The organism is Microbacterium sp. NPDC057944 (genome assembly GCF_042887445.1).
GTDB classification, from domain to species: Bacteria; Actinomycetota; Actinomycetes; order Actinomycetales; family Microbacteriaceae; genus Microbacterium; species Microbacterium natoriense.
The window spans coordinates 1463096-1477319 of sequence record NZ_JBHVPJ010000001.1; the positions used below are offsets into that span (position 1 = coordinate 1463096).

At 70.7% G+C, this 14224-nt stretch carries 13 protein-coding genes; 6 read left to right on the top strand and 7 right to left on the bottom strand.

What is annotated here, in order from left to right:
* Nucleotides 1–4: 4 nt before the first annotated feature.
* From ACFVRO_RS06605 to ACFVRO_RS06615, 3 genes are all read right to left on the bottom strand, one after another.
* Nucleotides 5–448, bottom strand: a complete 444-nt coding sequence (locus ACFVRO_RS06605; protein WP_105675209.1) for a YdeI/OmpD-associated family protein — start codon at nt 446–448, stop codon at nt 5–7.
* A gap of 110 nt (nt 449–558) precedes the next feature.
* Nucleotides 559–1020: an SRPBCC family protein gene (locus ACFVRO_RS06610; RefSeq protein WP_386950586.1), complete on the bottom strand. Its 462-nt coding sequence runs from the start codon at nt 1018–1020 to the stop codon at nt 559–561.
* 1 nt (nt 1021) lies between these two features.
* A complete protein-coding gene (locus ACFVRO_RS06615; RefSeq protein ID WP_105675088.1) occupies nt 1022–1558 on the bottom strand; it encodes a MarR family winged helix-turn-helix transcriptional regulator in 537 nt (178 codons plus the stop codon).
* A gap of 101 nt (nt 1559–1659) precedes the next feature.
* Between ACFVRO_RS06615 and ACFVRO_RS06620 the strand changes: the two genes are divergently transcribed.
* The 3 genes from ACFVRO_RS06620 to ACFVRO_RS06630 all read left to right on the top strand — a co-directional run bounded on the left by ACFVRO_RS06620 (nt 1660) and on the right by ACFVRO_RS06630 (nt 5256).
* Nucleotides 1660–2436: an electron transfer flavoprotein subunit beta/FixA family protein gene (locus tag ACFVRO_RS06620; protein WP_386950589.1), complete on the top strand. Its 777-nt coding sequence runs from the start codon at nt 1660–1662 to the stop codon at nt 2434–2436.
* A gap of 1 nt (nt 2437) precedes the next feature.
* The gene (locus tag ACFVRO_RS06625; RefSeq protein WP_386950592.1) at nt 2438–3412 is read left to right on the top strand and encodes an electron transfer flavoprotein subunit alpha/FixB family protein; all 975 of its coding nucleotides are present in this window, start codon (nt 2438–2440) and stop codon (nt 3410–3412) included.
* A gap of 410 nt (nt 3413–3822) precedes the next feature.
* Nucleotides 3823–5256: a cytochrome b/b6 domain-containing protein gene (locus ACFVRO_RS06630; protein ID WP_386950594.1), complete on the top strand. Its 1434-nt coding sequence runs from the start codon at nt 3823–3825 to the stop codon at nt 5254–5256.
* Between the two features lie 496 nt (nt 5257–5752).
* On the opposite strand, the gene ACFVRO_RS06635 is transcribed toward ACFVRO_RS06630, so the two are convergent.
* On the bottom strand, nt 5753–6259 hold the full coding sequence (locus ACFVRO_RS06635; RefSeq protein WP_105675094.1) for a GNAT family N-acetyltransferase: 507 nt from the start codon (nt 6257–6259) through the stop codon (nt 5753–5755).
* Between the two features lie 130 nt (nt 6260–6389).
* Between ACFVRO_RS06635 and ACFVRO_RS06640 the strand changes: the two genes are divergently transcribed.
* Nucleotides 6390–6950, top strand: a complete 561-nt coding sequence (locus tag ACFVRO_RS06640) for an acyl-CoA thioesterase (protein WP_341941199.1) — start codon at nt 6390–6392, stop codon at nt 6948–6950.
* Nucleotides 6951–7029: 79 nt separating this feature from the next.
* The gene (locus ACFVRO_RS06645; RefSeq protein WP_386950596.1) at nt 7030–8427 is read left to right on the top strand and encodes a hypothetical protein; all 1398 of its coding nucleotides are present in this window, start codon (nt 7030–7032) and stop codon (nt 8425–8427) included.
* Here the strand turns inward: ACFVRO_RS06645 and ACFVRO_RS06650 are convergent.
* Genes ACFVRO_RS06650 through ACFVRO_RS06660 form a run of 3 tightly spaced genes read right to left on the bottom strand, consistent with a single transcriptional unit; the run spans nt 8382 to nt 10275 of the window.
* Complete coding sequence (locus ACFVRO_RS06650; RefSeq protein WP_386950597.1) at nt 8382–9044, bottom strand: hypothetical protein; 663 nt, start codon at nt 9042–9044, stop codon at nt 8382–8384. The two genes, ACFVRO_RS06645 and ACFVRO_RS06650, sit on opposite strands and share 46 nt — an antisense overlap.
* The gene (locus tag ACFVRO_RS06655) at nt 9041–9586 is read right to left on the bottom strand and encodes a hypothetical protein (protein ID WP_386950600.1); all 546 of its coding nucleotides are present in this window, start codon (nt 9584–9586) and stop codon (nt 9041–9043) included. The genes ACFVRO_RS06650 and ACFVRO_RS06655 overlap by 4 nt, the downstream gene beginning before the upstream one ends.
* 11 nt (nt 9587–9597) lie before the next feature.
* Nucleotides 9598–10275: a hypothetical protein gene (locus tag ACFVRO_RS06660; RefSeq protein ID WP_386950603.1), complete on the bottom strand. Its 678-nt coding sequence runs from the start codon at nt 10273–10275 to the stop codon at nt 9598–9600.
* 146 nt (nt 10276–10421) lie between these two features.
* Here ACFVRO_RS06660 and ACFVRO_RS06665 point away from each other — a divergent pair, with 146 nt between their 5' ends.
* Complete coding sequence (locus ACFVRO_RS06665; protein WP_386950605.1) at nt 10422–14066, top strand: proline dehydrogenase family protein; 3645 nt, start codon at nt 10422–10424, stop codon at nt 14064–14066.
* Nucleotides 14067–14224 lie beyond the last annotated feature (158 nt).

A 14224-nucleotide genomic window follows, 5' to 3' on the forward strand; every position in this document is an offset into this window, starting at 1 on the left:
GCTCTCAGCCGCGCATCGCCTCGACGACCTTGGCGATGCGGCGGTCGCGCGTGGCCTCCTGCTTCGCCTCGGCGACGGAGCGGGCATGCTCCTTGCGGTGCGTGTAGGGGAGCTTCTCGAAGGCGGCGCGCAGGGCGGGCTCCGCATCGAGGGCGGCCGTGAGCTCGGGAGGCTCTTCGACCGTGCGCTCGGCGGTGTCCACGGCGATGACGGCGTCGACCTCCTGGTCGATCTCCACGCCGAGCTCGGCGCGCGTGGCCTTGCTGAAGCCGATCATGTTCTTCCCGCCCATGCGGGAGAGACGCAGACGAGCGGTCCGCCCGCCGATCGTGACGGCGACGGGGAAAGCCTTGCCCGCGCCGAAGGCGGCGACCTGCTCATCGGTGAGCACGATGGCAGCCGCGGGCCCGGACCCCGCGAGGACGGTGTGCAGGTGCAGTTCGGTCATCCCGACAGCGTACGCCCGGGCGGTGCGCGCGGTCACGCCGAAGCAGCCCCGGTGCGGGGCCGTCCGCGCCCCGGCATCGGGTGCACCGCGCGCGGTACCCCGAGCGGCCGTCACTCCGGCGGCGTCGCCTCGATCTCGGAGGCGAGCAGGTCGTTGCGCTCTGAGATCAGCCGCCGCATGTACTCGCGCAGGAACAGGCGGTCGACGATCCGGCCGATCGGGCCGAACGGGGAGCGGAACCTGATCGTGTCGCGCATCAGCGTGCCCCGCGGATGCTCCTCGAACACATGCTCGTGGAGGAAGTCCCCGAAGGGCCCCGACAGCTGCCGGTCGCTGAAGCCATGCGGAGGGTCGATGTCGAACACGACGGATCGCAGCCGGAAAGGGATGCCGAAGTGCCGCGCGCGCCAGGTGACCGTCGACCCCTCGGTGAAGGCTCCGCCCGCGGGCCCTTCGACCATCGTCTCCCCGTATCGCGCCATCGAGCGCACGTGCAGGCCGGGGTCGAGGGAGGCCGCGAACACGGCAGACGGCGGTGCCGCGATCACCCGTTCGAGCACGAACGCCGCCATGTCAGAGCGGTTCGGGCTGGGGGCGCGGGTCGGTGAAGTCGCCCGCGGCCTTGCGCATGCGCGCGACGATCGCGACGAGCTCCGCGGCGTCGTCGGCGCTGAGGCCGGGGTTCGCGAACACGTCGGCGTTCAGGGCAGTGGTCGCGCGATCGACGAGGTCGCGCCCGGCCGGCGTGAGTGCGAGGAGCGCGGCTCTGCCGTCGTGCGGATGCGGCTCGCGGATCACGAGACCGTCGCGGACCAGGCGCTCGGACGTGCTCGTGATCGTCGTCGCATGCACCTGGAGACGGGCCACCACGCTCGACAGCGGCAGACGCCCTGCGCGGCTGAACGCGAGCAGTCGCAGCACCTCATAGCGCGCGAAGGACAGCGAGAAGGGCTTGAGCGCGGCGTCGACGCGGGCGAGCAGCAACTGCTGCGCACGCATCACCGAGGTGACGACGGTCATCCCGTCTGCGGCATCCGACCACCCGTGCGCGAGCCACTGCCGCTTCGCCTCGGCGAGCGGATCCACGGGCAACGGGCGGGACGGGGTCACAGGTTCTACGGTAGGCCATCGGATGCTCTGAGTCTCAGTTGCAGAAAAGTTGGCACTCAGTTTCAAGGGACTAGAATCGAGCCAGTCGTGAGGAGCAATCGATGAAGATCTTCGTCCTGGTCAAAGAGGTGCCGGACACCTATGGCGATCGCAAGCTGAATCTCGAGACGGGGCTGGCCGACCGCGCCGCCGGAGACGTGGTGCTCGATGAGATCACGGAGCGCGCGCTCGAGGTCGCACTGAGCTACGCCGACAAGAACGAGGGCGCCGAGGTGGTCGCCCTCTCGATGGCGCCCGAGGGGTCCACGGCATCCGTCCGCCGCGCGCTCGCGATCGGTGCCGCATCCGCCGTGCACGTCGCCGATGAGCAGCTCGCCGGCGCCGATCTGACCTTGACCGCCGAGGTGCTGGCCGCCGCGATCCGTCGCGGAGAGCCCGACCTCGTCATCACCGGCAACCTCTCGACCGACGGCTCGGGCGGTGTGATCCCGGCGATGCTCGCGGAGCACCTGGGCTGGGCGCAGGCGACCGCGCTCTCCTCGGTGGAGATCAGCGCGGATGCCGTCGCGGGCACGCGGGCGGCCGACGCGGGATCCCAGCCGGTGTCGGCGAGCCTGCCGGCGGTGATCTCGATCACGGAGGCGCTGCCGGATGCGCGCTTCCCGAACTTCAAGGGCATCATGGCGGCGAAGAAGAAGCCGCTCGAGGTGCTCTCCCTCGCAGACCTCGGCGTCTCCGCCGACCCGTCCCTCGCGCCGCGGACCATCATGACGACGGTCGCGGAGAAGCCCCCGCGCGCAGCGGGCGTGAAGATCGTCGATGAGGGAGACGCCGCCGACAAGCTGGTGGAGTACCTCGTGCAGAACAGGCTGGTGTGAGATGAGCTCGTCCGAGAACCCGATCCTCGTCCTCGTGGACGTCGACCCCGCAGGAGACGTCGCGTCCAGCACCGCTGCGCTGATCGGCGCGGCATCGACCATCGGCAGGCCGGTCGCGCTGATCGTCGGCGGCTCTGCGGATGCCGCGGAGCAGGCCGCCCAGGCCGGTGCGGCGGAGATCATCTCCGAGGAGGGCGACGCCGCACTGCTCACCGTGCCGATCATCGACGCGCTGCAGCGGGCATACGAGGGGGTGCGGCCGGACGCCGTGCTCATCTCGAACTCGATCGCCGGCCGCGATGTCGCCGGCCGCTTCGCCGTGCGTGCGAAGCTCGCGCTCTCGGTCGACGCGGTCGGCGTCTCCCGTGACGACGAGGGCATCGTCGCACACCACTCCGTCTACGGCGGCGCCTACCTGACCGACTCCGCCCCGACCTTCGGGACTCCCGTCATCACCGTGCGGCAGGGCGCGATCGACGCACGTGCGGAGCGCATCGACGACGCCGTGTTCACGGGGGCCACCGGAGCATTCCCGGTGAGCGGAGTCGCCGCGACCGCCGGGACGATCGACGCCGTCGAGCAGGCGTCCTCGCGTCCGGAGCTCCGCGGCGCCGCACGCGTCGTGTCGGGCGGACGCGGGCTCGCGTCGAAGGAGAAGTTCGTGCTCGTCGAAGAGCTCGCCGATGCGCTGGGCGCAGCCGTGGGCGCATCCAGGGCCGCCGTCGATGCGGGGTACATCCCGCAGTCGCACCAGGTCGGCCAGACCGGGGTCTCGGTGTCGCCGCAGCTCTACGTCGCGCTCGGCATCTCCGGCGCCATCCAGCACCGCGCGGGCATGCAGACCTCCAAGACGATCGTCGCGATCAACAAGGACGCCGAGGCTCCCATCTTCGACGTCGCCGACTTCGGCATCGTCGGCGACCTGTTCACCGTCGTGCCGCAGGTCATCGCCGCTCTCGAGGCACGGAAGAAATAGGCATGGCCACGCTGCGACGCGGACTCCCGCGGGTACCGGGCGGAGAGCCCTGGCCTCCCGCGGGTGTGAGCGACGGCGCCGAAGTAGACGCGATGGCGGATGTTGCGACGGATCCGGTGGGGCCGGGTGCTCCCGTCGGCTCGAGCACAGCGGCCGCTTCGGTTGCTGGAGCCGCTTCGGGCGCTGCGTCGGTCGAGCGCGCAGAACGAGACGAAGCGCGCGCTGGCACCGACGCTTCCGTCGGTGCCGCCTCTGCCTCTGCCTCTGCCTCAGCTGCCACTGTCGCCGCTGCCGCTTCCGCCGCTGCGGTTCGCATCCGTCGCGGACTCCCGCGTGTGCCGGGCGGAGAGCCGTGGCCCCCCGCGGATGTCTCGCCGAACACCTCGTCTACCGCCTCAACCGTCGCGCCGATGGACTCCTCGTCTGTCGCGCAGTCGTCCGTCTCGTCCGTCGCGCCGACCACCGTCCCGAGCGCGGTCGCAGCACCGGAGCGGGCGCAGTCGTCCGAGTCGGCGCCCGACGGAGCGCGTGCATCGACGGGGCCGTCCGCGCAGAGCGAGGGCGCGACTGCCGACGGCGGCATGCGCCGAGGACTTCCGAGAACCGCGGGTGGCGAGCCATGGCCGCCGGCGGGACTCGTGTCGGCAGCCGTGGCGCCGGTCGGAGCGGTGGATCGGGCCGGGGCGCCATCCTCGCCCGATGATCGGGCGGCCGCCGCGCCTTCGGCCTCCGACGGTGTGGGCGTCGACTCCGCACCAGCGGCGGCATCCGTTGCTGCGGCATCCGCCCTCGGTGAGGGGGACACCGTCTCCGCGGCATCCGCTGTCGCTCCGGTCGCGGCATCCGTCGTCGTGCCAGGCGCCGACCTCAACGTCCCCCTGCGGGGCGCGCGCACGGTGTGGAACGGCAGTGCGCCCCGGCATCTCCCCGCCGCACCGGCATCCGACCGCCGTCGTCCGACGTGGACGCAGGGGATCGCCGCGCTCATGGCTGCCGCCGGTCTCGGAGTGCTGGCTGGTGCCGCCGTCGCCCTCGTCCGGACGCTGTTGAGCCTGGATCCGCTGCAGGACTTCCTCGCGGCCTTCCCCGGGGAGTATGCGCCCGCGGTGCACGTGGAGCCGGGGTTCGCGCCATGGATCGGATGGCAGCACTTCTTCAACATGTTCCTGATGGTGCTGATCATCCGATCGGGACTCACCATCCGGCGTGAGAAGCGGCCGACCGCGTTCTGGACGCCCAAGAACAACCCGAAGGGCAAGGTCAGCCTGACGATCTGGTTCCACCAGGCCCTCGACATCCTGTGGCTCGTCAACGGCGTGATCTTTGTCGTCCTGCTGTTCGTCACCGGGCATTGGGCGCGGATCGTGCCGACGAGCTGGGAGGTCTTCCCGAACGCGCTGTCGGCGGCTCTGCAGTACGTCTCGTTCAACTGGCCGCACGAGAACGGCTGGAACAACTACAACAGCCTGCAGCAGCTGGCCTACTTCGTCACCGTGTTCCTCGCAGCGCCTCTGGCCGCGGTCACCGGATTCCGGATGTCGGGGCTGTGGCCGAAGAAGGCGGAGCGGCTGTCGAAGGCCTACCCGATCGAGTGGGCCCGCGCCGTGCACTTCCCGGTGATGCTGTACTTCGTGCTGTTCATCATCGCGCACGTCGCACTGGTGTTCCTCACCGGCTTCCTCGCGAACCTCAACCACATGTTCGCGTCTTCTGACGCGGTCACGTGGACGGGTTTCTGGGTGTTCGTCGCGGCCATCGCCGTGATCGCCGCCGGCTGGGCAGCCGCCCGCCCGCTGGTGATCGCCCCGATCGCCAAGCTCTTCGGCACCGTCTCCGGCCGCTGAGTCGCGCGTGTTCTGCGCTGCTCTCTGGGTCGTGCGGGCTCCGCACTGCTCCCTGAGCCGCGCGGGCTCCGCACTGCTCTCTGAGTCGCGTGGGTTCTGCGCTGCCCCTGGGTCGTGCGGGGTCCGCACTGCCCCAGGGTCGTGCGGGTTCCGCGCTGCCTCCTGACTCGCGCGGGGTTCCGCGCCGCTCCCTGAGTCGCGCGAGCTCCGCGCTCCCTCCTGAGTCGCGTGGGCTCTGCGCCGCCCCCTGACTCGCGCGGGCTCCGCGCCGCCCAACCCTGAGGCGAGGGTTCTGCGTTCACAACTCCTCATAAACCGGGTGATCCGCCGCAGATCCGGCCGTGTGGGCGGCTCGTGGGCCGATCTGTGCGGAGTTGTGAACGCGGTGCGGCTCGGCCGTGCTCCAGAACTCCGGAGATCTGCCGCGTGCGGATGCAGAAGAGGCCGCCATCCGTGGATGGCGGCCTCTTCTCCGGAGTTCTGGAGCCGGAGCGGCTCAGCGCGTGAAGCGGACCTCGGTCAGCGTCTCGCCGAGGAACGGCTCGGTGTGGCTGGCGCCGTCGAGGGCGAAGCCGTTGCGGGTGTAGAAGCGGTGCGCGCGGGGGTTGTCCTCGGCGACCCAGAGGTACAGCGGCTCGTCCTTCTCGACGGCGGCATCGAACAGCTTCTGACCGATGCCGGTGCCGTGGTACGCGTCGAGCAGGTAGATGAAGTAGAGCTCGCGGAACGCCGGAGCATCCTTGTCGCGGGCGGGACCCGAACCGACGAAGCCGACGATCTCGCCATCGACGAGGGCCGCGTTCATCTTGAACTCCGGACCCTGCGAGGCCCAGTGCGTCCACAGCTCGGCCATGCGGCGGGGCGACACCTTCTCGAGGGCGGCCTTGCTGATCAGGTGATCGTAGGTCTCGTGCCAGCACTGCGCGTGCACACGGCCTAGGGCTTCCGCATCCACGTCGCGGACCGGACGAACGGAGATCTGGGGCTGGGCTTCGGCGCTCATGTCGCGACTCTACGCGCGGCGTCGGCGAACCGGAAATCGAGTGGATGTCGTCAACAGGGCATCCGACGCCGATGGAGGATCCGTACAACGATGTTCGCGGATCGTTCGCGAATGGCTACGATCGGACATCGTGAACGTGATCTGGCGCACCCTCCTCGTGATCCTCGGCGCTCGCCGCCGCGTGCGGCAGGGCAAGACCCTCGAACCGTCTGCCGTGGGCACCATCCGTCTGACGACGCTGCCGACCGACATCGACATCCTCCGCCACATGAACAACGGCCGCTACCTGTCGCTGTTCGACCTCGGGCGCTGGGACCAGCTGATCCGCACCGGTCTCTTCGACGCCATGAAGGAGCGCGGCTGGTACGCCGTCGTGTCGAGCGAGACGATCACCTTCCGCAAGTCGCTGCAGCTGTGGCAGCGGTTCGAGGTGCAGTCACGCTTCATCGGCCACGACGACAAGGCCGTGTTCATGGAGCACCGCGCCGTCGTCGACGGCGAGATCTACGCGAGGGCGATCGTCAGGGCCCGGATGCTGCGTCGCACCGGCGGCACGGTCAGCAACGAGGAGCTGTTCGCCGCGGTCGGCAAGCCCGAGGGCGTGCCGGAGATCGACGAGTGGGTGCACGACTGGGCCGCGGCATCCGCTCTCCCGCCGGTGCGCAAGAGCGCGCCGAGCCTCTGGACCTGAGAACGGATCGCTCGGCCCTGGAGGAGGATACAGCGACGCGACCTCGCCCGGTGTCGGTGCGACGCGCTATTTTGGGGGCGTGGGGGACATTCTGACGACCGCCGGCCGGGTGCTGTGGCGGCACTGGCCGGCGATGCTCGCGTGGTACCTCGGCGGCATCCTCGTGCACTACGTCATCCTCCAGTTCGCCGGTTTCGTCGGCGCCTACACGGCGACCGTCGGGTTCCTCGTGCTGCCCGTCGCGATCCTCGCGAAGCTCATCAGCTACGTCGCCATGTTCCTCGTGCTGCGCGACGGCCTGCGCAATCTGCAGGAGGTCGCTCCTCTGCCGGAGTCCCCGGCCGAGCGGCGGCGCACGTTCCTCTCGGCGCTGCTCGCCGGCATCCTCCCCTTCTTCGCGGTGTACTGGGCGCAGAAGCTGCTGCGGGACGACGTGATCGACTACTCGGCTCGCGCGCTGCAGGTGCGCGACGGTCTTCGATGGGTGGCCGCGGCGAACGGCGACGGGCCGCTGAGCAGCGAGGACTCCGTGCAGAACCTCCCGTTCAACGTGTGGACCGTCTCGATCATCGTGCTCGCCTTCGCCGGCCGCTGGGCCTGGTCGAAGTGGTCGGACCGGCTCGCCGCGTGGCTCTCGCCGGTCGCGGTGTATTTCGAGGTCGTCTGGGTCTTCTTCTCGGTGATCCTGCTCGGTGATCTCTTCGAGTCCATCCGTGCGTGGGTGGACGGCCGCGCCGTGATGGTGTTCCTCGACGACACGCGCGAGCAGATCCTCGCCGCGGTCGCGCCGTTGCGCTGGCTGTGGGACGGCATCGGCTGGGTGCTCTCGGAGGCAGGGCCGGTGCTGCTCGCGCCGCTCGCGTGGTTGACCATCGCCGGCGTCGTGTTCGGCCAGGCGATCGTCGCGGAGAAGCTGCGCGTGGAGAGCGAGCTGATCACCCGCATCCGCGAGCACGCGAAGGTCATCCCCAACCCGCTGGTGCGTCGGCTGAAGGATCTGGGCGATGAGCTCGGCGCCCGGTTCCGCCCCATCGGCCGCGCTCTCCTGTTGATGTGGCGCGCGGGCCCTGTGCTCGTCGCCTCCTATGCGCTTCTCTTCGTGGCGGTGAAGGCGCTGGGCTCCTACCTCGACCTCGGCGTCACCCGTCTGATCGGACCGCACGAGTTCGATTTCTGGTCGATCGCGCTGCCGGTGGCCACGCTCATCCCGATGCTGATCGTCGAGCCGCTGCGGATCGCGGTGATCAGCGGGGCCTACGACGCCACGCTGGGCCGGCTGCGCCGCAGGCAGCAGGATCTCCGGCAAGAGGGGACCACGTCGGAGGAGGCGGAGATCCGTGCGGTGGCGGATGCGGCGGGTCTTCTGCCGAGTTCTGCGGATGCCGTCGCCGCGGCGGTCGTGTCGGCATCCGACCGCGACGTCCTCGGAGGTCAGGGGTCGATCGAGAACCTCAGGAACGTCCCGCCGGAGTCCTGAGGCCAGACGTCCAGCCAGAACGGGCCCTCCACGTCATCGGGGAGGACAAACGGCGCGATGAGCTCGTAGTCACCGAGCTCGTCAGACGAGCAGAACTCGGGTTCGTCGGCGTTGTAGGGGACGCCGATCTCCGATCTCTGCAGCGCCCACTGCCGCCCCGACGACTGCTGCGTCAGAGTGGGGCGCCGACACGACACCCCCTCCGGGCCGGGCTCGACGGGGACCGCCGCGGCGATGACCCGCGTGCCGTCGGGGACGTCCAGACCGCTGAGATCCTCGATGACCGCGCTGCGCACGGGGCCGAAGGACGCGCCCGCCAGCTCGGCGCTGTCATCCTCCGCCACGATGATCGGGTCGACGGGGCGCGCGCCGAAGTCGTAGATCAGGTGCCAGTGCTGCCAGCCGACGGCGAACAGCGTCGCAGGCAGGAGCACCGCGGTCGCGGCGAGACCCAGCCGGTTGCGCCGCCACCAGGAGGGCGACGCCGCCGATACCGGGCGAGCCGCATCGCCTGCGGGATCCGCGGATGGCGTGGGGACCGGGGGAATGCCCGACGGTGCGGGAGCCCCGGAGTTCGCGGGGGAGGAATCAGGCCGGGGCGGTTCGGGGATCGTCATCGCGCCCAGCCGTTCTCTTTGAACGAGGCCTCGGGCTCGAAGGGCAGGTCGGAGAGGTCGATGCCCATCTCGATCACACCGTCGAGAACGGGGGTCCCCCGCCCGAGCCGCAGCGTCGCGTGCTCCGTCCATGCGTCGTCGGGGAGCTGGAAGGCGAGGCTCCCCGAGCGCGGCACCCCGGTCACGAGAGCCTGGTTGAGAAACGTCGTTCCGCGCTCGGTCGCGGTGAACGTGCGGTCCCCGACGACCAGCGTCGCGGTGCGGAGCGACGCCCCCTCCTGGGTCACCTGCGCCGCGGCCTCGAGGTCGATCACGAGCCAGTCGCCGTCGGCCGACCAGCCCGTGGCATCGGTCACGGAGCGTGCGGCGTGCACATCCGTCACCGTGGCGACGAGGTTGCGGGCGGATGCCGCCTCGCCGAGCGTCGCCGTGGTCACGAACGGCTCCTGAGCGGCGACGACCGGGAGGGTGGCCTTCACGATCACCCAGGCGCCGGCCAGCAGCACCGCGGTGAGCAGCCACGGCAGGATCTTCGACCTCACGGCATCCGACCTCACGGCGCGCTCACCTGCTCGACGGCCGCCGTCATCGTCGCGCCGACGCGGGGGTCCTCCCAGAGGTCCGTTCCGCGCAGCACATTGTCGCCGACCCGGTGCGTCGACGCCGGAAGCGTCAGCGTCACGGCGTCGCCGTCGTGGAAGTCATCGGGGCCGACGCTCCAGGCCAGCAGCAGTCGAACGGGGACGTCGGGCTGCAGCGTCGTGGCCGTGCCGCCGTCGTCGGCGTAGGTGAGGAATGGGGCGTCCTCCAGTTCGCCGACCCGGATGGCGCCCGCAGACCCCTCGTCGAACTCGCTGCCCGAGGCCAAGCGCGGCTTCTCGAACCTGTTCGTGACATCGACCGTCACGACCAGGACCTTCTCGCCGCTCTCCGGATCGGGGTAGATGGCGGTATTGCCCTGGTCATCGCGCAGCTCGACACCGACGACCGACAGCTCGAGATCCGAGCCGGTGTACGGCTCTCCCACGGCGAGTTCGGGAATGGGGGCGACGGGTGCGGTCGCGAGCCCTCCGAACGCGGCGGTCGTGGTGAGCAACACGGCACCGGCGCCCGTGATCAGCCATCCGGTGGGGATGAGGTCGACGGTGCGCCGCGCCCACCCGAGCACCTTCGCCCGGGCGCTCGCGTTCGCGCGCGCCTCGGCGGCTCCTGACGCCTTCTCTTCCCACACGCAGACAGCATAGAACGGTCATCGGCGCTCGATCGCGGCCCCCTTTCGGAGACCGCGCGGTTTGTCGCCTCGATGCGGCCGGACCGTCCGGGAAACGCGCCACCGTCCGACCGGGTTGCCGCCCCTGCCGCGCCTAGGCTGAAGCCATGCCAGAGCCGTTGTCGTCCGATTCCCCCACGCTCGCCGAGCGGGCGGTGGAGCTCGCGCGGCGATGGGTGTCCGAAGCCGCGGCGGCTGACGTCGATCCCGCGGCCGAACGCCTCGCCGGCGTCCTGCAGGACGCGAACGGGCTCCCGTTCACCCTCGGCTTCGTCGACGGCGTGATGAGGCCGGAGAGCCTCGGCGCCGCGGCATCCCGACTGCACCGGATCGCGCCCCTCGTGCCCGAGTTCCTGCCCTGGTATCTGCGCGGAGCCGTGCGTGTCGGCGGCGGCGTCGCTCCGATCCTGCCGTCGCCGGTGGTGCCGATCGCGCGGCGGATGCTGCGCGACATGGTGGGTCATCTCGTGGTGGACGCCCGGCCGGCGAGACTCGGGGCCGCTGTCGCGCGCATCCGCGAGACCGGTGCGCGGCTCAACCTCAACCTGCTCGGCGAGGCGGTGCTCGGCGAGACCGAGGCGAAGCGGCGGCTCGACGGCATCCACGAGCTGATCCGTCGTGATGACGTGGACTACGTGTCGGTGAAGGTGTCGTCGATCATCAGCCACATCTCCATGTGGGCGTTCGACGAGGTCGTCGACAGCGTGGTCGAGCGTCTGCTGCCCCTCTACCTCACGGCGTCCGCCGACGGCACGTTCATCAACCTCGACATGGAGGAATACCGCGACCTCGACCTCACCATCGCGGTGTTCACGCGCATCCTGGAGGATCCGCGCCTGAAGGGGCTGGAGGCAGGGATCGTCCTGCAGACCTACCTGCCCGATGCCCTCCCCGCTCTGCAGGAGCTCAGCGCCTGGGCGCAGGACAGGGTGCTGCACGGCGGCGCGGCCATCAAGGTGCGCCTCGTGAAGGGCGCCAATCTCGCCATGGAGCGCGTGGACGCGACCATGCACGGCTGGACGCCCGCGACCTACGACACCAAGCTCGACACCGACGCGAACTACCTGCGCTGCCTGGACTGGGCGCTCGACCCCGACCGCACCCACGCTGCGCGGATCGGCGTCGCCGGACACAACCTCTTCGGCATCGCCTACGCGTGGCTGCTCGCGGGGGAGCGCGGCGTGCGCGACGGCGTCGAGTTCGAGATGCTGCTCGGCATGGCGCAGGGGCAGGTGCAGGCCGTGTCGCGCGAGGTCGGACCGGTGCTGCTGTACGTCCCCGTCGTGAAGCCCGCCGAGTTCGACGTCGCGATCAGCTACCTGGTCCGCCGTCTCGAGGAGAACGCGTCGTCGGACAACTTCCTCTCCGCCGCGTTCCGCCTTGACGAGGACCCGGCGCTCTTCGACCGCGAACGGGATCGCTTCCTCGATGCGCTGCGCCGTTCGACGTCGCCGACGCTGCGGACCGGCCCGCGGCGCTCGCAGAACCGCCTCTCTCCCGTGCACGAGTCGGCGCGGCCCACACTGGCCGCTCCCCGCGAGGAGGAGGAGCTGACCAAGGCGGTGCTCGGCATCACCCGGGGCTCGGACGATGAGGCGTTCCTCGAGACCGCCGTCTACTCCGACCGGGAGCTGGCCGCCGCGGAGGTCGGTGCGGATGCCGGTGGAGCCCCCGGTTTCGTGAACACCGCGGACAGCGACGCCTCCCTGCCAGCCAACCGCGACTGGGCGCGCACCGTGATCGGCCGCATCGGCTCCGCGGAGCACGCGGTTCCTCCTCGTGTCAGCGACCCCGATGAGCTCGATCGCGTGATCGCCGGGGTGCAGGAGGCCGGTGCGCGCTGGGGGTCGCGGTCGGCGGCGGAACGCGCCGAGGTCCTGCTGCGCGCCGCGGCCGCGCTGGAGGGGCGCCGGGGTGAGCTCATCGAGATCGCGGCATCCGAGACCGGCAAGGTCTTCGCCGAGGGCGACGTCGAGGTCAGCGAGGCGGTCGACTTCGCCCGCTACTACGCCGCCAAGGCGAGGGAGCTGGATGCCGTCTCCGGCGCCGCCTTCGAGCCCGCTCGCGTGACGGTCGTCACGCCCCCGTGGAACTTCCCGCTCGCGATCCCGGCCGGGGGAGTGCTCGCCGCGCTCGCCGCAGGCTCCGGTGTCGTCTTCAAGCCGGCGCCGCAGGCACGCCGCTGCGCCGCCGCGATCGCCGAGGTGCTGTGGCAGGTGGGGGTGCCGCGCGACGCGCTCGCCCTCATCGACATCGACGAGGACGGTCTCGGCCAGCGGCTCATCGCGCACGAGGCCGTCGACCGTGTCATCCTCACCGGGTCGTGGGAGACCGCCGCCCTGTTCCGGTCGTGGCGCCCCGACCTGCCGCTGCTCGCCGAGACGAGCGGCAAGAACGCGATGATCATCACACCATCGGCCGACCTCGATCAGGCGGCATCCGACCTGGTCCGCAGCGCCTTCGGGCACGCGGGGCAGAAGTGCTCGGCGGCATCCCTCGCGATCCTCGTCGGTCCCGTGGGTCGGTCGAAGCGGTTCGCACGGCAGCTGGCGGATGCCGCGCGGTCGCTGCACGTCGGCTGGCCGTCCGACCCGCTCGCCGAGGTCGGTCCGGTGATCGAGAAGCCGCAGGGCAAGCTGGCCTGGGCGCTGAGCGAGCTGGAGGCCGACGAGGAGTGGTTGATCCGCCCCCGGCTGGTCGGCGGAGATCCGTCCGGGAGGCTGTGGAGCCCCGGCATCCGGGTCGGCGTGCAGCCGGGCTCGCGCTTCCACCGGGAGGAGTTCTTCGGACCGGTGCTCGGCGTCATGCACGCGCCGACGCTGGAGAAGGCGATCGAGCTGCAGAACGCGGTCGCCTACGGCCTCACCGCCGGGCTGCACACGCAGGACCCCGACGATCTCGCGCTGTGGCTGGACCGCGTCGAGGCGGGCAACCTCTACGTCAACCGCGGCATCACCGGCGCGATCGTGCAGCGGCAGCCCTTCGGCGGCTGGAAGCGCTCGTCGGTCGGACCCGGTGCCAAGGCGGGAGGCCCGAACTACCTCATCGGCCTCGGCTCCTGGCGTGCTCAGCAGACGGGCGCCGTGTCGAGCACACTCCACCTCCGCGGTCTCGACGCCCGCATCACGGATCTCATCGAGGCCGCCCAGCCGTCGCTCGACTACGAGGCCTTCGAGTGGCTGCGGAGGGCGGCGCTGTCCGACGCCCTCGCCTGGGATCGCGAGTTCGGCAGGGTGCGCGACGTGTCGAGGCTCGGCGTCGAGCGCAACCTGTTCCGCTACCGCCCGGTGCCCGTCGCGATCAGGGCGACGGGGGATGCCGGATGGCAGGAGCTGCTGCGGGTCGTCATCGCCGCGGTGCGCGCGGGGGCCGGCTTCACCCTGTCGACCCCGGTGGGCCTGCCGTCTGCCGTTCGTCATGCCCTGGGCGACCTCGGCGCGGTCGTGTTCATGGAGACCGACGAGGAGTGGATCGAGCGGATGCGGGTGCGCGATGCGACGGAGGCGGACCCGTTCGCCGACGCGGCGCCGCGCCCCGACCGCGTGCGGCTCGTCGGGCAGCGGGCATCGGTGGCGGCGCTGCATCGAGCGCTGGCCGTTGCCGTGGAGGGCGACCCCGACCTCGCGGTCTACGCCGGCGAGGTCACGTCCGCCGGTCGCATCGAGCTGCTCACGTTCGTGCACGAGCAGTCCATCACGATCACCGCGCACCGCTACGGCAACCCCGACTCCACGTTCAGCGAGGTCATCTGAGCCTCCGCCTTCGAGGCTGTGCGCTCCCGTCGCGAAAGATCCCGGTATCCGGCGTCGATACCGGGATCTAAATACCCGGGGGCCGGGGGGCGCCGCGGGGGGGGGGAAAAAAAGTTTAAAACGGTGGGTGGGGGGGCGACGCGCAAAGGTTGTATGAT